This is a genomic window from Mameliella sp. MMSF_3455, assembly GCF_030733205.1.
Classification (GTDB): Bacteria; Pseudomonadota; Alphaproteobacteria; order Rhodobacterales; family Rhodobacteraceae; genus Antarctobacter.
The window spans coordinates 1-21,711 of sequence record NZ_JASHJL010000015.1 but is presented as its reverse complement, the minus strand read 5'-3'; the positions used below and the strand labels follow the sequence as shown (position 1 = coordinate 21,711).

Below are 21,711 nucleotides of genomic sequence, written 5' to 3'. Positions count from 1 at the left end.
GCATGACACGACCCGCCCTGCTGTTCGACCTGGACGGCACAATGCTGATGACCGATGACATTCATCGGGAGGTCTTCGTCGACCTGATGGTGCCCTATGGCATCGAGGTGACCGAAGAGTTCTACATGGCAAATGTGCACGGCCGGCTGAACACGGATTTCTTTGCCGAGTTCCTGCCGGATCTCGAAGACCCGCAGGGCCTGTCGGACCTCAAGGAGGCGCGGTTCCGCGACCGCCTGCCGCGTCCCTACCCGGCCATGCCCGGGGCCGAAACACTGATCGACCGGGCGCGCGCCGAAGGCTGGGCGCTGGCGGTGGTGACCAATGCCAACCGCCTCAACGCCGAGGCCATGCTCGAGGCCGTGGGCCTGCGCGACGCCTTCGAGGTCGTGGTGATCGGCGAGGAATGCACCCGGGGCAAACCCGACCCCGAGCCCTACCTGGCGGCGATGCGTGCGCTGGACATCGCGCCCGACCACGCCGTCGCCTTCGAGGATAGCCCATCGGGGCTGCGCGCCGCCGCTGCCTCGGGGGCCTATACCGTGGGGCTCCGGTCGGGGCTTGCGGATGCAGACCTGCGTGCCCACGGCGCACAGGAGACGATACAAGATTTCAACGACCCCGCGCTCGAGCTGATCCTCGGGCGCCTGACAGGAGAGCCAGCTCAATGACCCGCACCATCGTCGAGTCGAAAACAAAAACCGCCGTCATCGGCTTTGACGAACCGTTCTGCGTGATCGGCGAGCGGATCAACCCCACGGGCCGCAAGATCCTGAACGTCGAGCTGGAAGCCGGCGATTTCAGCCGCGTCGAGGCCGACGCCATCGCCCAGGTCGCCGCCGGCGCCACCGTTCTGGACATCAACTCGGGCGCCGTCTTCTCCAACAAGATGGCAGAGGACCCGCGTTACGCCGACAACAACTTCGTCGAGCCGACCCTGATGAAACAGCTGGTCGAAGTCGTCCAGAACGTCGTCGACATCCCGCTCTGCATCGACAGCTCTGTGCCTGGCGCGCTGGAAAACGGTCTGGCCGCAGCCGAAGGCCGCCCGCTGCTGAACTCGGTCACCGGCGAGGAAGAGCGGCTGGAACTGGTGCTGCCGCTGGTCAAGAAATACAACGTGCCGGTCGTGGCGATCTCGAACGACGACACGGGCATCTCCGAAGACCCCGAGGTGCGGTTCGCCGTTGCGAAAAAGATCGTCGAGCGCGCCGCCGATTACGGCATCCCCGCGCATGACATCGTGGTCGACCCGCTGGTGATGCCGATCGGCGCGATGGCCACCGCCGGCCTGCAGGTCTTTACGCTGGTCCGTCGCCTGCGCGAGGAACTGGGCGTCAACACCACCTGCGGCGCGTCGAACATCTCTTTCGGCCTGCCGAACCGTCACGGCATCAACAACGCCTTCCTGCCGATGGCGATGGGCGCCGGCATGACCTCGGCCATCATGAACCCGGTTGCCTTGCCGGTGAACGCCACCAAGATCGCCGAGAAAAAGGCCGAGGTGGCCGCCGCCGGGATCATCCTGCCCGAGGACATCGACGACGAGACCTTTGTCACCCTCTTCGGCATGGGCTCGACCAAGCCGCGCGCCGGCAAGGAGATGGAGGCCATCCGCGCCGCCAACTTCCTGACCAACAACGACGACGGCGGCGCCGCCTGGATCGAGTTCAACCGCCAGGCCCCCAAGGCCGGCCAGGAAGGCCGCGGCCGCGCCGGCCGCACCGGCGGACGTCGTCGGCGGGCCTGAGCCCACGGATCAAAGGCCCGGCTGGCCGCCGGGCCTTTTTTCTAGCAACGTCGTGAACAGAGGTTCTCGCAGGGGATCCCGTCGTTGTCCCCGTCGCGCACCTTTTGCCCGCATTGAACCAGCTTGAAACACGCTTCTTCGCAAGAGCGCAGGCGCTTGCAGCTCACGTTTCTGCAATCAAAAGCCTGTGCTGTCCGAAACTGTTCAATGCGCTCTGTCGGGGTTGGTTTGTGCGGATCGGCAAGGCCGGAACCTGCGGCAAAGACCATCGACAGAAAGAGCAATCGCCCCATAATACCACCATCAATCGTTAACGAATTGTTAACTTTTGACGCGACACGCTCAGCTAGGCAACGGGAAATATCTCCGAACCGTTGCCCGCTCGTCCGGCGGCCAGACGAAAAAATCGGTCAGAGAGCCAGCCCCAACTGGCGCAGCTTGGTGTTTTCCGCCGCACAGTAAAGCCCGTCCCGCAGCCGATCCGGCGTCAAGGGCAGTCGCAAAGAGGCGTCCGCGATGGCACTGCGCTCCAGAGAGGTATCGTCGCGCACGAACTCGGACGACATCACAAGGATTGTCAGCTTGGGGTTCGTGCGGCGCAAGGACAACAGGACATCCACCGCCTGTTCCAAGGGTCCGAAGACGTCGATGTTCACCAGAAAGGCGGCGCTGTCGCCGTCCACGCGTTCCGCGATCCGCAACGCATCGCGCACCTGGCCAAAGACCGTCACCGAGGCCACCCACTCTCCGAGTTCGCCAAGTTGGTCCGCAATGCCGTCCCGGGGCGCCTGCAAAATGAACAGGTCCAGATCCCAGATATCCAGTGCCCGCTCATCTACGGAGAGATCGGTCAGCGTGTCATAGGTGGCGAATGCCTGGTCCGCCTGGGCGGCCGTTCCTCTGCGGGTCCGAAGGAAATGAACTTCTGCACTTTCCGTCCAGAGCTCTTTGGAATTAATTCCCACCGGCAAAACCTCTCCCTGCGGGCCAAAGCCCGTTATTTCGTCTATGCAGGCTGTCGCCTTCTTTCAACTTAGTGGTGTGGAAACGATCCCAAAGCTGACCTTCGCGGTCAAGCTTCAGACTATCCGGAAGGCTAGTTTCCGCCTATCGCCCGCGTGCGGTTCCACATCACTTAAGGCTTAGTAAGCAGACCGAATCCGGAAAACAAGCATCCACCAGGCATGTTCTGAAACGCGACGAGTTAACTAAAAACAATGACTTCAAAGCATTAATCCATGTATCGAAAGACATTTCACCATTTAGGACCAAACCGAATCAGGGGGCCGCAGCCCTGAACCGGCCGGTGGCGGGATCCCGCCCATACGCGCCCGGCGCTGCGCAGCAAACGGCCATTTGTCCGGACGTTGGTCTAAAGTCGGGCCCTTGCCATATCCAGCACAACCCCCGCGTGATCGCTGGCATGTGGCCGGTGATGGCCGGTTTCCGGCAGACGCCTGGCCCCTTCCGGTCCAGCCTCGCGCCCCATGCCGGCCCGCAGAATCCGTGGCACAACCCCATCGAGCCGCGCGGCGAGCCTGGGAGAGGCGATCAAGGCATCCGGCGCGCCGTATCTCTGCTCATCGGGTTGGAAATAGGTCCACCGCTCTGCCGCAGGCAGCCGCCGCATCAGGTTTTCGCCAAGCACCTCAAGCGGCGCCACCGCCCTTTCCGTCGAACCGCCCGGTTCATTCAGATCCCCCGCCACCAGCCACAAGGACCCGGCCCCGGCCACCAGCCGGGCAAGCGCCTGCGCCTCCAGCCGCCGCACCGCCCAGGCCCGTGCCGCATCCGGACATGGCGCCTTGAAATGCACCACGAAGAGCGTCAGTTCGCCAAAATGCACCTCCAGCGCGTCGCGTCGAAAGATCGGTGCGTCTGCGGCCATGCCTTGGGGCGGTACAAGCCCCAGATCATCGGCCGTCAGCGCCGCATGGCTGGCAGCGTGATCCCAGGGGACGCGCGACATGATCGCCACGTCCAGCCCACGGCCATCATTGCCCGGCAGGCACAGCCGCCAGGGATAGGCCCGACAGACAGGCACCAGGTAACGGTCGTGAAAGGCATCCAGGCTGGCCCGGTCAAAAACCTCTTGCAAGGCCAGGACATCCGCATCCGCCTGCGCAAGCAGTGCCGCCGTCAACCGCCGGTCTGCCTGGTCCAGCGCCGGGCTTTCGTCATCGTCGCGGTCGCGCGCCCCAAAAACCGTGCCATCCGGCATAAGCCGCAGGTTCTGCATGTTCAGGGTCGCGATCCGCATGACACAGTGTCAGACCGCCCCACCACCGCGGTCAAGTCCGCCCGTGCCTCCGCGTTTGACCGGAATCGCCCGCGACGGAATACTGAGGATGCAATTTCGGAGCATGCCCATGAAACATCTTGTCCTGGCACTTTTCGGTCTGTTCGCCCTGCCCGCACATGCGGCCGAGCTGCGGGTGATCGGCATGACGAACGATGCCTTCGACATCCAGAGGCCTGACCCGAACATAGCCTGCACCCACCGGATCACCGGCCAGTTCGCGCCGGGCGATGCCGACCGCATGGCCCACGGCCTGCGCAGCTCGATCGAAGGCTGGCGGGACCAGGGCCAATACGGCGTCTCCGTCATCTGCCTGGACAGTCCCGGAGGCGCCATTTCCGAAGCGCTGAAACTGGGCGCGGTGCTGCGCGAGATGGCCATCGGGACCCGGCTGGAGGCGGGCGCGCGCTGTGAAAGCGCCTGCGCCCTGCTGTTCATGGCGGGCAGTTTCCACGCCCACGAAAGCGGATACTACAAATGGCGGGTGATGCATCCGACCGCGCGGCTGGGATTTCACGCGCCCTCGCTGCAGGTCGGGCGCGGCGATTACGACGCGGCAACCGTGACCCGCGCCTACGCCCTCGCGATGGAAACGCTGGCCCGCACCATCGAGGACCTGATGCAGAACCGTGGGTTCCAGGACGGCGAGCACCTGAAACCCTCGCTGATCGCCACGATGCTGCGCACGCCGCCCGACCGCATGTTCCACGTCGAAACGGTGGATCAGGCCGGCCGCTGGGGCATTCGGGTCGGGCCGTTGCGCGCCACGTCCCGAACGATGACAGAGATGGATTTCCGGCGCGCCTGTGCCAACCAGAAAGCCTGGGAGGCGGATGAAAGCGCCACGGCGAACATCTACTGGCAACAGAATTTCGTCAACTGGAAGACGGATCAATGGGGCGATACCGTCGAGGTCATCACCAATGACATGACCGGCGAGGGCTGCGAGTTTCCGGTCCCCAAGGGCGCCTCGCGCAGCAAGCGCGTACCCGTCTCGCAGGTGCAATACGGATATTTCTCGATCGTCGATGCCGAGGATCCGGAGATGCGCCTTGACCGGCTGCCCCATTGACGCGACCGGACAAGAGGCCCGCCGCATGGCCGGGAAAGGCCATGACAGTCGTTCAGCCCTCACCGCTCAGCGTCCTCGATCCCCGCGGGGAGACGTAAAGCCCGGCCCCGGTTTCAGGCCTTGGCCTTCTTCTTTTCGGCAACCACCTTTTCGGCCAGGTCACGGGCAATGGCAAAGGCGCCCTGGATCTTGTCCTTGTCGCGCTTCCAGTCGCGGCGCACCACGATCTTGTTCTCGCGCACCTTGGCAAGTCCGTCCTGCGCCTTGATGAATTCCACCAGCCCCTGAGGCGAGGCGAACTTGTCGTTGTGGAACTGGATCGTGGCGCCCTTGGGGCCGCCGTCCAGCTTGGCGATGCCCGCCTTCTTGCACATGGCCTTGATCCGCACCACCAGAAGCAGGGTGTTCACCTCGCGCGGCAGCTTGCCGAAACGGTCGATCAACTCAGCGGCGAACCCTTCCAATTCCACCTTGGTGGTCAGCCCCGACAGGCGCCGGTACAAGCCCAGGCGCACGTCCAGATCGGGCACATAATCCTCGGGGATCAGCACCGGCACGCCAAGGTTGATCTGCGGCGCCCATTGATCGTCCGCCTCGGCCAGACCGTCCATCTCTCCGGCGCGGATCTTGGCGATCGCCTCTTCCAGCATCGACTGGTACAACTCGTATCCCACGTCGCGCATCTGTCCCGACTGTTCCTCGCCCAGCAGGTTGCCTGCCCCGCGAATGTCGAGGTCCTGCGACGCCAGGCTGAACCCCGCGCCCAGCGTGTCGATGCTGCCCAGCACCCGCAGCCGCTTTTCCGCCGTCTGGGTCAGCTTCACGCGGGGTTTCGTGGTCAGGTAGCAATAGGCACGAGTCTTGGACCGGCCGACACGCCCGCGGATCTGGTAAAGCTGGCTGAGGCCGAACATGTCGGCACGGTGCACCACCATCGTGTTGGCGGTGGGAATATCCAGCCCGGATTCCACGATGGTCGTGGCCAGCAGCACGTCGTAGCGCCCGTCGTAAAAGGCGTTCATGCGGTCGTCCAACTCTCCCGCCGCCATCTGGCCATGCGCCACGACATAGGACACCTCGGGCACCTGTTCCTTCAGAAACTCCTCGACCTCGGGCAGATCGCTCAGGCGTGGGACGACAAAAAAGCTCTGCCCGCCCCGGTAATGCTCGCGCAACAGCGCCTCGCGGATCGTCACCGGGTCGAATTCGGACACATAAGTGCGGATCGACAGGCGGTCGACCGGCGGCGTTCCGATGACCGACAGGTCCCGCACGCCGGTCAGAGACAATTGCAGCGTGCGCGGAATCGGCGTGGCGGTCAGCGTCAGAACGTGGATGTCCGAGCGCAGCTGTTTCAGCCGTTCCTTGTGCTGGACGCCGAACCGCTGTTCCTCGTCGATGATCAGCAGGCCCAGGTTGTTGAACCGGATGCCCTTGGCCAGCAGCGCATGGGTGCCCACGGCGATGTCGACGGTGCCCTTGGAAATCCCGTCGCGGGTCAGCGCGGCCTGCCGGGAGGACACGAAACGCGACAGTGGATTGACCTCCAGCGGAAAGCCCCGGAACCTCTCGGCAAAGCTGTTGTAGTGCTGGCGGGCCAGCAGCGTCGTCGGGGCGATCACCGCAACCTGAACGCCGGACATGGCCGCGACAAAGGCCGCGCGCATCGCAACCTCGGTCTTGCCGAACCCCACGTCGCCGCAAATCAGCCGATCCATCGGCTGACCGGAGTGCATGTCCTCCATCACGTCCTCGATGGCGCGCAGCTGGTCGTCGGTTTCCTGGTAGGGGAACCGCGCGGCAAAGGATTCATAGGCCCCCGCCGGCGGGTCCATGATCGGCGCCTTGCGCAGGGCGCGTTCGGCGGCAATCCGGATCAGGCGGTCGGCCATCTCGCGGATGCGCTGTTTCAGCTTGGCCTTCTTGGCCTGCCATGCGCCGCCGCCCAGCTTGTCCAGCAGACCCTCGTCATGGCCATACTTGGACAGCAGTTCGATATTCTCGACCGGCAGGTACAGCTTGGCCCCTTCGGCATATTCCAGCGTCAGGCATTCATGCGCGGCACCGGCGGCGGTGACGACCTCCAGCCCAAGGTAACGACCGATGCCGTGATCGACGTGCACCACCAGGTCGCCGGGGCTCAGAGACTGGTGCTCGGTGATGAAATTCTCGGCCTTGCGGCGCTTCTTGGGCTGTCGGATCAGCCGGTCGCCCAGAACGTCCTGTTCCGAGATGACGGTCAGCCGCCCCTTGTCGCCCGCGGGGTCCCAGGGCGCGACAAAGCCCGCCTCCAGAGACCAGACCGCCAGGTGCAGCCCGCGCTTGTCGATCCTCGTGCCGTTGGCAACGGGGATCGCCTCGGCCAGACCCTCGTCCTCGATCAGCCCGGTCAGACGTTCCCGCGCGCCCTCCGAGTAGGAGGCGATGACCACCGGCCCATCCTGCAGACATTTCTGAACATGATCGGCCAGCGTCTTGAAGAGGCTGATGTTTTCCTGCTGGCGCTCGGGCGAGAAATTGCGTCCGATGCGCCCGCCCGCATCCACCACGCCCGGCCCGCTGGCCTGCGGCAGCGGATGGAACTGCACCTGACGCTTGCCTTCCAACGCCGCTTCCCAGGCGCCATCGTCCAGGTAGAGGGTTTCGGGCGGGATCGGCTTGTAAACCGTGCTGCCCAGGGTCTTTTTCTGGCTCAGGGCGTGGCGGCGTGTCTCGTACTGGTCGGCGATACTGTCCCAGCGCGACAGGCGCGAGGGCGTCAGCTGATCGTCCATCAGAACGGGCGCAGCGGGCAGGTAATCGAACAGGGTTTCCAGCCGCGCGTGGAAGAAGGGCAGCCAGTGTTCGACGCCTGCGTGCTTGCGCCCGGCGCTGACCGCCTCGTAAAGCGGATCGTCGGTGCCCGCCGCGCCGAATTCGATCCGGTAGTTCTGCCGGAACCGCGTGATCGCCGCCTCGTCGAGGATGACCTCGGACACGGGAGCCAGTTCGACCACGTCCAGTTTCTCGGTCGTGCGCTGGCTGACCGGATCGAACCGTCGCGCGCCGTCCAGGACGTCCCCGAAGAAATCCAGCCGCACCGGCCCGCCGTCGCCCGGCGGGTAGATGTCGATGATGCCGCCCCGCACCGCGTAATCGCCCGGTTCGGTCACCGTGGGCGCCTGGCTGAACCCCATCCGGACCAGGAAGGCGCGCAGGCCGGCCTCGTCCACGCGATCGCCGACACGGGCGGCAAAGGCCGCCTCGCGCAGGACCTCTCGCGCTGGCAGGTACTGCATCGCTGCGGAAAGCGTCGTCAGCAGGACAAATCGCGACGGCCCGCCATGCACCAGTCCCGCCAGCGTCGCCATGCGGGCGGCGGAAATATCGGCATTGGGCGACACCCGGTCATATGGCAGGCAATCCCAGGCCGGAAAGTGCACCGCCGGCATCTCCGGCGCAAAGAAGGCCAGCGCATCGCGCATGGCCGCCAGCCGCTTGTCGTCGCGCGCGATGTGGATGACCGGCCCCTTGGCCCGCTCCACTTCGCGCAGCACCAGCCGGGCGTCGTAACCCTCGGGCGCACCGCCCATGATGATCCGCTGCTCTGTCATGGAGGCTCAAATGGCGCGCTGTGCGGGCGCCGTCAACCTGCGCTTTGACCGGATCAGAAGGGCAAGACCGTCAGGTTCATGTACATCCCCCACAACGCGGTGACAAAGATCGACACCATCCCGATCAGCTGCGTCAACATCCGGTGGATGCGCAGCCGCCGCCACAGCGCCTCTCCCTCGCCCTCGCCTTCACGGATCAGGCGGGCCGACCGCACGCTGAGCAGCCCCACCAGCGTCATCGGAAAGGCCAGCAGGAACACGGCCTGGGCGAACTCGATCCAGTAGCCGGGGTAGAAGCCCAGGATCGCCACACCCGACAGGAAGGCCGAGCCGATGGCCACGATCCACAGCCCCGATTCCTCGGCGATGAACAGCAGGCGGTTGGTGTTGATCCGCACCAGGTCCTCCAGGTCCTGCGCCGCCTGCCCGCCGTTGCGCCGGGCGCGCGCGACCATGTCATAAGGCACGCCCATGACCCAATGGCTGGTCGAGGACCACAGAACGGCAAGCACGATCCAGAACCACAGGTTCGAAAAGCTGCGAAGGTCAATCAGCTCGAATACGGTGTCGTGCCAGTCCATATGCCCTGTCCTTGCCTGTGACCCGCCTCATAGCGCGGGCAAATCCAAATGCCCAGAGGGGGCTGGACAAGCCCGCGCGCGCGGGTGCATCCCTTGTCCCGACCAATGACGGAGCGCCCGATGCAGCCGACCTTTGCCCCCTTCCCCGCCACCCGCCTGCGCCGCCTGCGCCGCACCCCCGCGATCCGCGCATTGGTGCAGGAAACCACGCTTTCCCCGGCGGATTTCATCTGGCCGGTCTTCGTGCGCGACGGCGAGGGCGTGGTGGAACCGATCCACTCGATGCCCGGGGTCAACCGGCTGTCGGTGGACAAGGTGGCAGAGGCCGCCGTCGAGGCGCAGGCGCTGGGGATCCCGGCAATCTGCCTGTTTCCCTACACCGATCCCGCGCTCAAGACCGAGGATTGCGCCGAGGCCTGGAACCCGGAAAACCTCAGCAACCGCGCCACCCGGGCGATCAAGGCGGCGGCGCCGGACATCGCCGTGATGACCGACGTGGCGCTGGACCCCTACAACATCAACGGCCACGATGGCTTTGTCGAAGGTGGCGAGATCGTCAACGACCGCACGGTCGAGGCGCTGGTGAAACAGGCGCTCAGCCAGGCGGACGCCGGTGCCGACATCATCGGGCCCTCCGACATGATGGACGGGCGCATCGGCGCATTGCGCGGCGCGCTCGAAGGGGCGGGACACCAGAACGTGCTGCTGCTGAGCTATGCCGCGAAATACGCCAGCGCCTTTTACGGGCCGTTCCGCGACGCGGTCGGCGCCTCGGGCGCGCTGAAAGGCGACAAGAAGACCTACCAGCAGGACCCGGGCAATTCCGACGAGGCCATGCGCCTGATCGCCCGCGACCTGGCCGAGGGCGCGGACATGATCATGGTGAAACCGGGCATGCCCTACCTCGACATCTGCCGCCGCGCGCACGAGATGTTCGGCGCGCCCACATTCGCCTACCAGGTGTCCGGCGAATACGCGATGATCGCGGGTGCCGGCGAACGCGGCTGGGTCGATGGCGAAAAGGTCATGATGGAAAGCCTGGTGAGCTTCAAGCGCGCCGGCTGCGACGGCGTGCTGACCTACTTCGCCCCGGCGGCGGCCCGGCTGCTGAACGGGTGATCCCGCCCATGTCGGCAAGAGCCTTGCGTGCGGTCTCTTGCCGATTTGCCACAAGATGTCGTGACATCTCTTGCCCCTATGCCTATATTGCGCCGCAACCGGCGAAACAGTCGGAATTGAGGCTAATCGAGGAACAGGCGGACCCATGACACTCAACAGACGTAATGTGACCTTCGGGCTTGGTGCTACCCTGGCACTGGGCGCGTGCAACGGCGTCGGCAGCGGCGGCGATGCGCGCATCGACGCGCGCGTCGACCAGACCCTGTCGCGCCTCTACAGCGACTACCCGGCCACACGTGATCTTGCGGCGAAATCCGTCGGCATGCTGGTGATGCCGGTGGTGACCGAGGCGGGCCTCGGCTTTGGCGGCGGCTATGGCCGAGGCGCGCTGCGGATCAACGGTGCCTCGGTGGACTACTATTCGGTGGCCAAGGCCTCGGGCGGTCTTCAGATCGGCGCGCAGCAGTATTCGCACGTCCTCTTCTTCATGACCAACAGCGCGCTGGAAACCTTCCGCCGTTCGCCGGGCTTCGCGGCTGGCGCGAACTTGGAATACGCGGTGCTGGAACGGGGCGAGACGCTGGCGGCGGAAACCACCACCTCGCTGGCGCCGGTGATCGCGGTGATCTTTGGCCAGGCCGGTCTGCGCGTGGGCGCAACGCTGGAAGGCGTGAAATACACGCGCATCATTCCCTGACGCCCGGGACAGGGGCGGCCCTTCCCGGACCGCCCATTTTCCCATTTCTTTCCTAAATCCTAACGCTTTGTACGTTTTGCCGGAATCGACGTACAAAACGTACGTTTTGTACAAAGTTCACGGCCTCCGGCGCCGGCTCAATGGTAGCGGAATTCGCCCACCACGTTGCGCCATTCCCCGGGCGAGATCATCTTGCGATGGGTGAACCGCACAGAGTGCAACGGCCCTTCGATCTCATCGTGCCAGAACTCGATGAACTCGAACAGCCGGGGATGATCCGGCGCCAGGTCGTATTCCTGCCAGATAAAGGTGTTCAGGACGTGGGCATAATCGGGCATGTGATAAAAGAACTCGGCCGTGGTCAGACCATACCCCTTGAGCATCAGCTCGGTCTCGGACTCCTGCATCGTTTTTACCTCGATTGACAACTCGTAGGTAAATGCTGCCAAGCAAATCTTTACTTATCAATAAAAACAGTGTGTTAGCAGACAGGGTCGCTGGCTGCCAAAATGCTGCCCCGGGCTGCCATTGCACCCCACAGATAGTCTCTGATATACCCTCTCCAACAAGATATGGCAGATCAACTGACAGGCCCCTGACGTGAGCGATACGCCCGAACCCCCTGAAAACGAAGACGAAAATCGTCCGGCACCGCGCGGCCCCTCGATCTCGATCGAAAACGAGATGAAGTCGAGCTACCTCGACTACGCCATGTCGGTCATCGTCAGCCGCGCGATTCCGGATCTGCGCGACGGCCTAAAACCTGTGCACCGGCGCATCCTCTACGCCATGTACGAGGGCAATTACACGCCCGACAAGGCCTATCGGAAGTCGGCGAAATCCGTCGGCGAGGTGATGGGCAACTATCACCCGCACGGCGATTCCGCGATCTACGACGCGCTAGTGCGGATGGCGCAGGACTTTTCGATGTCGCTGCCGCTGATCGACGGCCAGGGCAACTTCGGCTCGATGGACGGCGACCCGCCCGCCGCCATGCGATACACGGAAAGCCGGCTGGCGAAATCCGCGCTGGCCCTGTTGACCGACATCGACAAGGAAACCGTTGATTTCCAGGACAACTACGACGGCAAGGAAAGCGAGCCCACGGTCCTGCCCGCGCGCTATCCCAACGTGCTGGTCAACGGTGCCGAAGGCATCGCCGTCGGCATGGCAACCCGGATTCCGCCCCACAACCTGGGCGAGGTGATCGAGGCCACGCTGGCATTGATCGAAAACCCGGACATGTCGACCGAGGAACTGATCGAATACATCCCCGGACCTGACTTCCCCACCGGGGGCGTGATCCTTGGCCGCTCGGGCGCGCGCAAGGCCTACCTGGAATGCCGTGGCAGCGTCATCATCCGCGCCAAGACCCGGATCGAGGAGTTGCGCAAGGACCGCTATGCCATCGTCATCGACGAGATCCCCTACCAGGTGAACAAGGCGACGATGATCGAGCGCATCGCCGAGGCCGCGCGCGACAAGAAGATCGAGGGCATCGCCCACGTCCAGGACGAATCCGACCGAGACGGCGTGCGGGTGGTGGTCGAACTCAAACGCGACGCCACCGCCGAGGTGGTCCTGAACCAGCTTTTCCGCTTTACCCCGATGCAGGTCAGCTTTGGCTGCAACATGTTGGCGCTGAACGGCGGCAAGCCGGAGCAGCTGACGCTGTATGGTTTCCTCTCGGCCTTCATCGACTTCCGCGAGGACGTGGTGGCGCGGCGCACGGCCTACCTGCTGCGCAAGGCACGCGAACGGTCGCACATCCTGTGCGGTCTGGCCGTGGCGGTTTCGAATGTCGATGAGGTGGTGGCCACCATCCGCTCCAGCGCCGACGCCCCCGAGGCGCGGCAACGCCTGATGGAGCGTCGCTGGCCGGCGGAAGAGATCCTGCCCTATATCGCGTTGATCGACGATCCGACCCATAAGGCCAACGAGGACGGCACCTACAACCTGTCCGAAACCCAGGCCCGTGCCATCCTTGAACTGCGCTTGCAGCGCCTGACCCAGCTGGGCGTCAAGGAAGTCACCGACGAACTCGAAGACCTTGCCGCCAAGATCAAGGACTACCTCGACATCCTGTCGTCGCGCGAACGCATCATGGGCATCATCAAGGACGAGATGATTGCCATCCGCGATGAATTCGCCGTGCCGCGCCGGACCGAGATCACCGAATGGGCCGGCGACCTCGAGGACGAGGACCTGATCGAGCGCGAGGACATGGTCGTGACCGTGACCCAGTCCGGCTATATCAAGCGCACCGCCCTGGCCGATTTTCGCGCCCAGAAACGGGGCGGCAAGGGCCTGTCCGGCATGGCGACCAAGGATGACGACGTCGTCACCACGCTGTTTGTCGCAAACACGCATACGCAGCTTCTGTTCTTCACCACCGACGGCATGGCCTACAAGCTCAAGACCTGGCGCCTGCCGCTGGGCGGTCGGACTTCCAAGGGCAAGGCCATCGTCAACATCCTGCCGATCCCTTCGGGCGTCTCGATCGCCGCAATCATGCCAGTCGACCGGCCAGAGGCGGACTGGGACGACCTCCAGATCGTGTTTGCGACCAACAAGGGCAGCGTTCGGCGCAACAAGCTGTCGGATTTCACCAACGTGAAGTCGAACGGCAAGATCGCGATGAAGTTCGAAGATGAGGACATGCGCCTGATCAATGCGCGCATCTGCTCCGAGGACGACGATGTCATGCTGGTGACGGATTCCGGCCGTGCGATCCGCTTCCCCGTGCCAGAGGTGCGTGTCTTCAACTCGCGCAATTCCACCGGGGTGCGCGGAGTGCGCCTGTCAAACGGTGACGAGGTCGTTTCGATGTCGGTGATCCGTCACTTCGAGGCCAGCTCGGACGAACGCGCCTCGTACCTGAAGATGCGCCGCGCCATGGCCGGGCTGATCGACGAAGGTGAGACACCGGAGGAAGAAGAGGGGAATGCCGACAGCGCCATCACACAGGAACGCTATGCGCAGATGTCGGCGGCGGAAAACCTGATCCTGACCATCACCGCCAAGGGCCTGGGCAAGCTGTCGTCCAGCCATGACTACCCGGTTCGGGGTCGTGGCGGCATGGGCGTCACCGCCTGGGAGAAGTCCATGCGCGGCGGCGAAATTGTCGCTTCCTTCCCCGTCGAACTTGACGACCAGATCATGTTGGCCACCTCGACCGGGCAGTCGATCCGCGTGCCGGTGGATGGCATTTCCTTCCGGTCGCGCAGCGCGGGCGGCGTCAAGGTCTTCAACACCGGCGCGGGTGAGACAGTGGTTTCCGTGGCCTGGATCGCCGATCAGGGCGAGGCAGACAACGAGACCGACCAAGACTAGGACAGACTGAGGATTTCCGGCGCCATGCGCATCATTTCACTTCTGATTACGCTCGTCGCTTTCGGCGTCGGTGTCTTTTTCATGTACGGGCGCTACGAACGCTACCAGCAGAACCAGCGGATCGAGGCTCAGAACCACCGCAAGAATGACGCCAACCGGGTCATCAAGCTGATCAACTCTTTCGACGGTCGGTCGCGTGAGTGCACCGATTGGTTTGTCGGTCTGGCCAGCGGGAGCTTCGATCTGCCGACGACCACGCCCAGAAACGCGCTCATGTTCAGCGAATCCTGCGGCGAGAGCATGGTCGAACGTGCCGATGAGGCCAGCGACCTGGTCAACAGGCTTGCGGCCAAGGAAGATACGCAACCGGGTCGGACGGAGTTCCTGACCGAAGCACGCGCCCTGATCGAAGCCTATCGCAGCCAGTCCGACGATTTCTCGCAGGCGTACAGGATCCTGAATGCGGCGCCGGACCAGGACGCGCGATCGGCCCTGCGCCCGCAGGTGGCCCAACTGGTCAACCGGGCCATCCCGGCGATCAATCGCGGCCTGGGCAACGTCGAATCCGCGCGCAAGGCATTCATCTACCCCAACAGCTGATCCGCGTTCATATCGAATGCACGGGGGCGGGGCCGCGATTGCGGCGCCGCACTTTTTTTTCGATGCGGGTGGTCAATCCGTGCCCGAGGCAGATCCAACGGCAAACACGGCCAGGACCGCGCCCGTCAGGACCATCGGAGCCAGCGCAAACGGGTCACCGTTGGCAACTGCCGCGCCCTTGACCCGCCGGCAATAGCGCAGGACTTGTCCGTCGCGCTCTTCGGTGTCGGGGCGGCAATTGTAGGTGACGCCGTTGGTCCCCAGAACCTGCAACGAATAGACGGGCAAGCCCGACGGGCCGATCACCCGTGCCTCTGTCGTGGTCTGAGCAAGGGCGGGTTGCGCAAGCCCGGCGCAAAGGCCGGTGGCCAAGAGAATTTGCTTCATGATTGCTCTCCGCTCGCTGGATCATCAGTCACGGTGCTACCAAAGCCCCCGCAGCGGCCGAAACGGGAAAACCGCCGGACTTGCATCATGACGCGCGGGCGTCTGCTCACACCCACGCGGCCGGATCCGACTCTGATTTACAACCCGTAGATCGCGCCGAACTTCTCTTCGAGGTAGTCCAGCAGCGGTGCCTCTGACGGCGCCGTTCCACTGGCCTTCTCGATCACCTCACGCGGTGTGTAGAGGCCGCCGTGCTGCTGGAGGTTGTCGCGCAGCCAGCCCGTCGCGCCCGAGGTATCGCCCTGCGCCAGCTGCCCGTCCAGCTCCGGCACCGCATCGCGCAGGGCCTTGTAAAGGCAACCCGCATAGACATTGCCCAGAGAATAGGTCGGGAAATAGCCAAACAGACCGGCTGACCAGTGCACGTCCTGCAGCAGCCCGTCCGAGGGCTTGTCGACCGCAAAACCGAAATCGGCCAGGAACCGGTCATTCCAGGCGGTTTCAAGGTCATCGACCTGCAGGTCGCCGGAAATCAGCGCGCGTTCCAGGTCAAAGCGCAGCAGGACGTGAAGGTTGTACTGGAGTTCGTCCGCCTCCGTCCGGATATAGCCGTTGCGGACCTTGTTCACCGCCGCATAGAACCCGTCCTCGTCCGCGATGCCGATATCGCCGAAAGTGTCGCGCATCTGGCCATAGAGCCAGCCGGTGAAGGCCCGCGAGCGCCCGATCTGGTTCTCGTAGATCCGGCTCTGGCTTTCGTGCACGCCCATCGACGCGCCCGCCCCCAAAGGCGTCAACCGGTACGTCGGGTCGATGTTCTGTTCATAGCTGCCGTGGCCAACCTCGTGGATGGTCGAGTAGAAACAGTTGAACGGTTCCAGCGGCATGGTGCGCGTGGTGATGCGCACATCGTCTCCCGAGCCGGAACTGAAGGGGTGCACTGCCTTGTCCACCCTGCCCCGTCTCATGTCGTAGCCGAAGGTCTTGGCCAGAAGGCGCGCCAGTTTCATCTGCCCCGCCTCGTCAAAGGTGCCCGTCAGGCCCTGTGGCGCGGGCTTTGACAGCACCGCTTCGCGCAGCGCCACCAGTCGCGGCCGCAGGGCACCGAACATCGCCTCGAGGTCCGCCGCCTTGGCGCCGGGTTCGTAGTCGTCCAGCAGTGCGTCATAGACATCGCCACCCGCCGCCAGCGCAGCCCCCTCTTCCTGCCGGAGGGCGATCAGCTCTTTCAGCACCGGGGCGAAGGCCGCGAAATCGTCGTCCGCACGCGCCTCGGCCCAGATAACGTGGCTGCGGCTGACCAGGCGGGCGATTTCCGAGGCAAGCCGTTCAGGCACGCGCACACTGCGGTCGTGGCTGCGGCGGATGTGGCGCAGTTGGGCACGGGCGACCGGATCAAGGTCCTTGTCTGCTATGGCCGCCAGCCAGTCTCCGACGCGCGGGTCGGTGCGGCGCTGGTGCAGGATCGCCTCCATGGCGGCGCGTTCATCACTGCGCTGGTCCGCCGCGCCACGCGGCATCATGGTTTCCTGATCCCAGCTCAACCGGCCTGCAACCTGCGCCAGCGCCTCTGTGTCACGCTGGAACGCCATCAATTCGTCATATGCGCTCATTCAATTCGTGCCTCTTATGCTTTGTGGTGCGGGATAGCGCGCGGCAAACCGCGCCCGCAATATCAGTGCCAAAAGTGCAACCGCCCCCAGTTGGTGCACGATGGCAATGTGCCAGGGCGCGGCATAAACAACCGTAACGATACCCAGCACAATCTGCAGCAACAAGACGGCAAAGACGGCGTTGAACCGAAAGCGCGTGTCGCTGTTGGCTGACCGCCGCGCGCGCAGCCAGACCACGACGCCGAATGCAAACAGCAGGTAGCCGGTCACTCGGTGCATGAATTGCACAAGGCCCGCGTTTTCAAAGAAGTTCCGCCAGAGCGGCTCAAAATCGAACGCGTTGGAGGGAAAGATCTCTCCGCCCATCAGCGGCCAGTCGTTGTAGCTCCGGCCCGCGTCGATGCCGGCCACCAGTGCGCCCAGCAGGATCTGCAGGAAGGCGAAGTGCATCAGCCCCGTGGACATGGAAAACAGCTTGGGCTCGGCGCTGCGCCGGGCCTGCATCAGCGCGCGTTCCTCATAGGTCAGGTGATACACATACCACGCGATCAGCCCCAGGATGACAAAGGCCAGTCCAAGGTGCGTGGCCAAGCGATAGGACGCCACGTCCAGCATCTCGCCACCAAGGCCCGAGGAGACCATCCACCAGCCGATGGCCCCCTGAAGGCCGCCAAGGGCCCCCAGGCCCAGCAGCCGCCCGGTCCAGCCCGGCGGAATTGCCTTGGCCAGCAGGAACCCGAAGAATCCCAATGCCCAGACCAGGCCGATCACCCTGCCCAGCTGGCGATGCCCCCATTCCCACCAGTAGATCGTCTTGAACTCGGACAGCGACATGCCCTTGTTCTGCAACTGGTACTCGGGGATCTGCTTGTATTTCTCGAACTCGGTATCCCAGTCGGCCGCATTCATCGGCGGCAGCGCCCCGGTGATCGGTTTCCACTCGGTGATCGACAGTCCGGAATCCGTCAGCCGTGTCAGCCCGCCGACCGCGATCATCACCACAACCAGCAGGAAAAGCACCATCAGCCACAGGCGCACCGCTCCGCGCGCGCCTCGTTTTCCTGCGTCGATCATGCCGCCTGCCGGGCCCGCCGGTTTCGGCGCGCCCTCGCCCACTTCCTCGAACAGCTTGCGTTTCTCTGCCATCCCAGCCTCCGCATTTTGAACGGACAGTAGAGCGCCCGACGAGGGCCTTCAAGCGGCGCCCCTGCGGCATGTCGCGGGGTCCGGAATACCTCCGTCTGGAATGCCTGACTTATGAAATCGGGGGGCAAACCGTAAATTATGGGCACAGGTTAACGAAGACGACAGACCCCGCCAGATCATCGACCCAAAGGACCAGACCCATGAAAAAGCTCATTCTTTCCGCCATCGTCGCAGCAACCGCCATGACCGCCTCGGCCGCCTCGGCCACCCAGGCCTGGATCGGCCACAACCACCTGAATGCCCGTTCCGGACCCGGTGTCCAGTATCACAAGCTGGGCGTGTTCAAGCCCTGCACCCCGGTGCACGTGGTCAAGTTCACCCGCGACTACTATGGCAACCCGACCTGGTACAAAGTCTACTTCAACCACAACTACTACTGGGTGAAGGCCGACTACGTGCGGGGCCACGCCTGCCACTGGACCCCGAAAAAGCATCACTGGGGCCACAAGAAGCAGCACTGGGGCCACAAGAACCACTACTACAACTACTGATCTCTTCCCCTGGGGCGCCGGATCCTCCTCCCTGTCCGGCGCACCTCCCCCTCGCGGACCGATCCCCCACGGATCGGTCCGTTTTTTCTTGTCCGGATCACCGACAGATCTCGGGGACTGAAACCAGGCTCATGTCACGCCGCAGGGTCGGGAATACCTCCGTCAGGAATGCCTGACTTATGCGCGGGCCTCGAAAGTCATAGGTTGGTGTCACGGAACAAGACGACCACCCAGACCAGCAAGCACTACAGATCAAAGACTTAGTTCAAAGGACCAGACCGATGAAAAAGCTCATTCTCTCCGCCATCGTCGCTGCAACCGCCATGACCGCCTCGGCCGCTTCGGCCACGCAGGCCTGGGTTGGCAAGACCCCCCTGAACGCGCGTTCGGGTCCCAGCACGCATTACCAGGTGCTTGGTGTATTCAATCCCTGCACCCCGGTCCACATCGTCGCTTACAAGCACGGCTGGGCCAAGGTGAAATTCCAGCACAACTACTACTGGGTTTCGGCCAAGTACCTGAGCAAGCATTCCTGCCACTGGGCCCCCAAGAAGAAGAAGTCCTGGGGCCACAAGAAGAACCACCACTACAACTACTGATCCTTTCCTCCCTTCGGCGCCGGTCTCCTCCTCCCGGACCGGCGCCCCTCCTCCCTGACCGATCCCTGCGCGGATCGGTCTTTTTTTGTTTCCAGTTGGACAATGCCTACCCCAAGCAGACCGCCAGGGCGGTCAGGAATGTCTGACTTATGCGCGGGGCAGCCGAGGTTTACCTTGGGTCCACAGGTTAACGAATATCCGATCACCGGCTCTTGTCAGACAACCATAGCCCCCAAAGGACCTATCCCATGAAGACTTTCCTCATCTCCGCCGCCGTCGCCGCCGCAACGCTCGCCGCCTCCGCCGCCTCGGCCGGGCAGGCCTGGGTCGGCCAGAACCACCTGAACTACCGCACCGGTCCGGGCCAGAACTACCCGGTGGTGGGCACCTTCAGCCCCTGCACGGCACTCGACACCTACGACACGCAGTACGGCTGGGTGCAGATCCAGTACCAGGGCCAGTACTACTGGGTCCATGGCGACTACATCCTGAACTACGCCTGCACCTACACCCCGCCGAAGAACACCTACACGCCGCCCAAGAAGAAGGGCTACTCGGGTGGGTATTCCGGCGGCTATTCGGGCGGCGGCAACTACTGACGCGGCCCAACCCGGCGCCGGTTCTCCTCCCTGGCCGGCCCGGCCTTCTGGCGGACTGATCCCCCACGGATCAGTCCGCTTTCTTGTTTCTCCAACGCACCATCTGGCGCATCATACCATGCAGCATCTGCACCTCGGCCCGGGTCAGCGGCAGGCGGGACCACATGTTGCGCAGGTTGACCTTCATGCTATCGGCCTTGTGCGCCGGAAAGAAGAAGCCAGCCTCTTCCATGCGTTCCTCGTAGTGGCGCGCAAGATGATCGACCTCGTGCTGCAGGGCCAGTTCCGTTCCGGCCAGGGACTCGGCGACCTCGGGCATCTCTGCGCTGGCCCTGCGCCATTCGTAGGCACAGAGCAAAACGCATTGCGCGAGGTTCAGCGAGGCAAACTCGGGATTGACCGGGACCGAGATGATGCCGTTGCAGGGTGCGATGTCCTCGTTTTCCAGTCCTGCGCGTTCCGGGCCGAAGATCACCGCCACCTTCTCTCCCCCCGCGATTCGGCGCGCGCATTCGGTCATCGCCGCTTCGGGCGTCCAGATCGTCTTGGTCAGATCGCGGGGCCGGGCAGTGGTGGCCAGAACGAACGAACAATCCCCGATTGCCCCCGGCACATCCTCGGACAACTGCGCCTCGTCCAGCAGGCGCCCGGCGCCGCTCGACATGGCCACAGCCTTGGAGTTGGGCCAGCCGTCGCGCGGATCGACGATCCGCATCCGGTCGAGACCGAAATTCCACATCGCCCGCGCCGCCGCGCCGATATTCTCGCCCATCTGGGGCCGCACCAGCACAAAGGCCGGTTGGGGGGTGCCTGTCGCCATCTCGCTCTCTCCGTCCGATCGGCGGAGGGGTAATGCCCCTCCGCCCCGGGGGCAAGCCTTGGCGAGAGGTGAAAAACCCGGGTGCAAAGGCTGCAAAGCCGCGTTATGAGAACCTTCGGTTCAGGAGAACACCATGACGACCCAAGACCCCGATGCCCCGCAGATCTATCTGGTCACGCCACCAGAATTCGACCTGGGCACGTTTCCCGACCGGTTGGCGCGCGTGTTGGACGGGATCGAGACCGCCTGCCTGCGCCTGAGCCTGGCCACCCGCGACGAAGACCGGCTGATGCGCGCCGCCGATGCCGTGCGCGAGATCGCGCACCGGGTCGACGTGGCGCTGGTGATCGACACGCATGTGATGCTGGCCGACCGGCTTGGCCTGGACGGTGTCCACCTTGTCGACGGCGCTCGGTCCGTGCGCACGGCACGCAAGACACTTGGCCCCGATGCCATCGTCGGCGCCTGGTGCACCCAGTCGCGCCATGACGGCATGACCGCCGGCGAACACGGCGCCGACTACGTTGCCTTCGGCCCCGTCTCTGGCGCCTTGGGCGATGGCGAAGTGGCCGAGCATGAGCTCTTTGCCTGGTGGACCGAGATGATCGAGGTCCCTGTCGTCGCCGAAGGCGGGTTGACGCCCGAACTCGTCCGCAGCCTGGCCCCGGTCACGGATTTCTTTGCCGTCGGCGAGGAAATCTGGCGCGAGGAAGATCCGCTGGAAGCCCTGCAGTCCCTGCGCGACGCCATGCGCGGCTGACACGGCCCGGCTGTCGCGGCCAAGGCACCTGTTTCGTGGTGACACATCGGCCGACCATCGCGCCCAGACCATCGCTTTATCGCGCAAATCGAAAGGAGGCGGGCGAGCTCCCGAATGTGAACCGGCGTGCAATTTTGACCCCGTAGAGGGGTGATCGGCGTCCAAAAATGACCCCCTTACACTGATGTGGAT

The 21,711-nt window shown here is 64.0% G+C and carries 20 protein-coding genes; 11 read left to right on the top strand and 9 right to left on the bottom strand.

The window, feature by feature from the left end; translation table 11 throughout:
- Positions 1–2: 2 nt before the first annotated feature.
- Entirely contained in the window at positions 3–671 is a 669-nt protein-coding gene (locus tag RBB42_RS12675; protein ID WP_305969787.1) for an HAD family hydrolase, read from the top strand.
- Positions 668–1,750: a methyltetrahydrofolate cobalamin methyltransferase gene (locus RBB42_RS12670; protein ID WP_305969786.1), complete on the top strand. Its 1,083-nt coding sequence runs from the start codon at positions 668–670 to the stop codon at positions 1,748–1,750. The genes RBB42_RS12675 and RBB42_RS12670 overlap by 4 nt, the downstream gene beginning before the upstream one ends.
- Before the next feature lie 410 nt (positions 1,751–2,160).
- On the opposite strand, the gene RBB42_RS12660 is transcribed toward RBB42_RS12670, so the two are convergent.
- Together RBB42_RS12660 and RBB42_RS12655 are read right to left on the bottom strand one after the other, a co-directional pair.
- Positions 2,161–2,715, bottom strand: a complete 555-nt coding sequence (locus RBB42_RS12660) for a hypothetical protein (protein ID WP_305969785.1) — start codon at positions 2,713–2,715, stop codon at positions 2,161–2,163.
- Positions 2,716–3,122: 407 nt separating this feature from the next.
- Positions 3,123–4,010, bottom strand: a complete 888-nt coding sequence (locus RBB42_RS12655) for an endonuclease/exonuclease/phosphatase family protein (protein WP_305969784.1) — start codon at positions 4,008–4,010, stop codon at positions 3,123–3,125.
- Positions 4,011–4,119: 109 nt separating this feature from the next.
- Between RBB42_RS12655 and RBB42_RS12650 the strand changes: the two genes are divergently transcribed.
- On the top strand, positions 4,120–5,121 hold the full coding sequence (locus tag RBB42_RS12650) for a COG3904 family protein (RefSeq protein ID WP_305969783.1): 1,002 nt from the start codon (positions 4,120–4,122) through the stop codon (positions 5,119–5,121).
- A 113-nt stretch (positions 5,122–5,234) separates the two neighbouring features.
- On the opposite strand, the gene mfd is transcribed toward RBB42_RS12650, so the two are convergent.
- Together mfd and RBB42_RS12640 are read right to left on the bottom strand one after the other, a co-directional pair.
- Entirely contained in the window at positions 5,235–8,714 is a 3,480-nt protein-coding gene (gene mfd, locus RBB42_RS12645; RefSeq protein ID WP_305969782.1) for a transcription-repair coupling factor, read from the bottom strand.
- A gap of 53 nt (positions 8,715–8,767) precedes the next feature.
- A complete protein-coding gene (locus RBB42_RS12640) occupies positions 8,768–9,295 on the bottom strand; it encodes a component of SufBCD complex (protein WP_305969781.1) in 528 nt (175 codons plus the stop codon).
- A 120-nt stretch (positions 9,296–9,415) separates the two neighbouring features.
- Here RBB42_RS12640 and hemB point away from each other — a divergent pair, with 120 nt between their 5' ends.
- Positions 9,416–10,414 carry a porphobilinogen synthase gene (gene hemB, locus RBB42_RS12635; RefSeq protein WP_305969780.1) on the top strand — a complete coding sequence of 333 codons (999 nt, stop codon included), beginning with the start codon at positions 9,416–9,418 and terminating at the stop codon, positions 10,412–10,414.
- A gap of 145 nt (positions 10,415–10,559) precedes the next feature.
- A complete protein-coding gene (locus RBB42_RS12630; RefSeq protein WP_305969779.1) occupies positions 10,560–11,111 on the top strand; it encodes a lipid-binding SYLF domain-containing protein in 552 nt (183 codons plus the stop codon).
- Between the two features lie 137 nt (positions 11,112–11,248).
- Here the strand turns inward: RBB42_RS12630 and RBB42_RS12625 are convergent, their stop codons facing one another.
- Positions 11,249–11,518: an usg protein gene (locus RBB42_RS12625; RefSeq protein ID WP_305969870.1), complete on the bottom strand. Its 270-nt coding sequence runs from the start codon at positions 11,516–11,518 to the stop codon at positions 11,249–11,251.
- Between the two features lie 193 nt (positions 11,519–11,711).
- Between RBB42_RS12625 and gyrA the strand changes: the two genes are divergently transcribed.
- Positions 11,712–14,444, top strand: a complete 2,733-nt coding sequence (gene gyrA, locus RBB42_RS12620) for a DNA gyrase subunit A (RefSeq protein ID WP_305969778.1) — start codon at positions 11,712–11,714, stop codon at positions 14,442–14,444.
- A 24-nt stretch (positions 14,445–14,468) separates the two neighbouring features.
- The gene (locus tag RBB42_RS12615) at positions 14,469–15,044 is read left to right on the top strand and encodes a hypothetical protein (protein WP_305969777.1); all 576 of its coding nucleotides are present in this window, start codon (positions 14,469–14,471) and stop codon (positions 15,042–15,044) included.
- Between the two features lie 72 nt (positions 15,045–15,116).
- Here RBB42_RS12615 and RBB42_RS12610 read toward each other — a convergent pair whose 3' ends face one another.
- From RBB42_RS12610 to ctaA, 3 genes are all read right to left on the bottom strand, one after another.
- Positions 15,117–15,431 (bottom strand): hypothetical protein, encoded by a 315-nt coding sequence (locus RBB42_RS12610; RefSeq protein ID WP_305969776.1) that lies wholly within the window; start codon positions 15,429–15,431, stop codon positions 15,117–15,119.
- Between the two features lie 137 nt (positions 15,432–15,568).
- The gene (locus RBB42_RS12605) at positions 15,569–17,044 is read right to left on the bottom strand and encodes a carboxypeptidase M32 (protein ID WP_305969775.1); all 1,476 of its coding nucleotides are present in this window, start codon (positions 17,042–17,044) and stop codon (positions 15,569–15,571) included.
- Positions 17,045–18,190: a heme A synthase gene (gene ctaA, locus RBB42_RS12600; RefSeq protein WP_305969774.1), complete on the bottom strand. Its 1,146-nt coding sequence runs from the start codon at positions 18,188–18,190 to the stop codon at positions 17,045–17,047. It lies immediately after the preceding gene.
- Between the two features lie 200 nt (positions 18,191–18,390).
- Here ctaA and RBB42_RS12595 point away from each other — a divergent pair, with 200 nt between their 5' ends.
- The 3 genes from RBB42_RS12595 to RBB42_RS12585 all read left to right on the top strand — a co-directional run bounded on the left by RBB42_RS12595 (position 18,391) and on the right by RBB42_RS12585 (position 19,939).
- The gene (locus tag RBB42_RS12595; RefSeq protein WP_305969773.1) at positions 18,391–18,741 is read left to right on the top strand and encodes an SH3 domain-containing protein; all 351 of its coding nucleotides are present in this window, start codon (positions 18,391–18,393) and stop codon (positions 18,739–18,741) included.
- 281 nt (positions 18,742–19,022) lie between these two features.
- Entirely contained in the window at positions 19,023–19,340 is a 318-nt protein-coding gene (locus RBB42_RS12590) for an SH3 domain-containing protein (protein ID WP_305969772.1), read from the top strand.
- A 248-nt stretch (positions 19,341–19,588) separates the two neighbouring features.
- The gene (locus tag RBB42_RS12585; protein WP_305969771.1) at positions 19,589–19,939 is read left to right on the top strand and encodes an SH3 domain-containing protein; all 351 of its coding nucleotides are present in this window, start codon (positions 19,589–19,591) and stop codon (positions 19,937–19,939) included.
- 70 nt (positions 19,940–20,009) lie between these two features.
- Here RBB42_RS12585 and RBB42_RS12580 read toward each other — a convergent pair whose 3' ends face one another.
- On the bottom strand, positions 20,010–20,759 hold the full coding sequence (locus tag RBB42_RS12580) for an RNA methyltransferase (protein WP_305969770.1): 750 nt from the start codon (positions 20,757–20,759) through the stop codon (positions 20,010–20,012).
- A 133-nt stretch (positions 20,760–20,892) separates the two neighbouring features.
- Here RBB42_RS12580 and RBB42_RS12575 point away from each other — a divergent pair, with 133 nt between their 5' ends.
- A complete protein-coding gene (locus RBB42_RS12575; RefSeq protein ID WP_305969769.1) occupies positions 20,893–21,519 on the top strand; it encodes a thiamine phosphate synthase in 627 nt (208 codons plus the stop codon).
- Positions 21,520–21,711 lie beyond the last annotated feature (192 nt).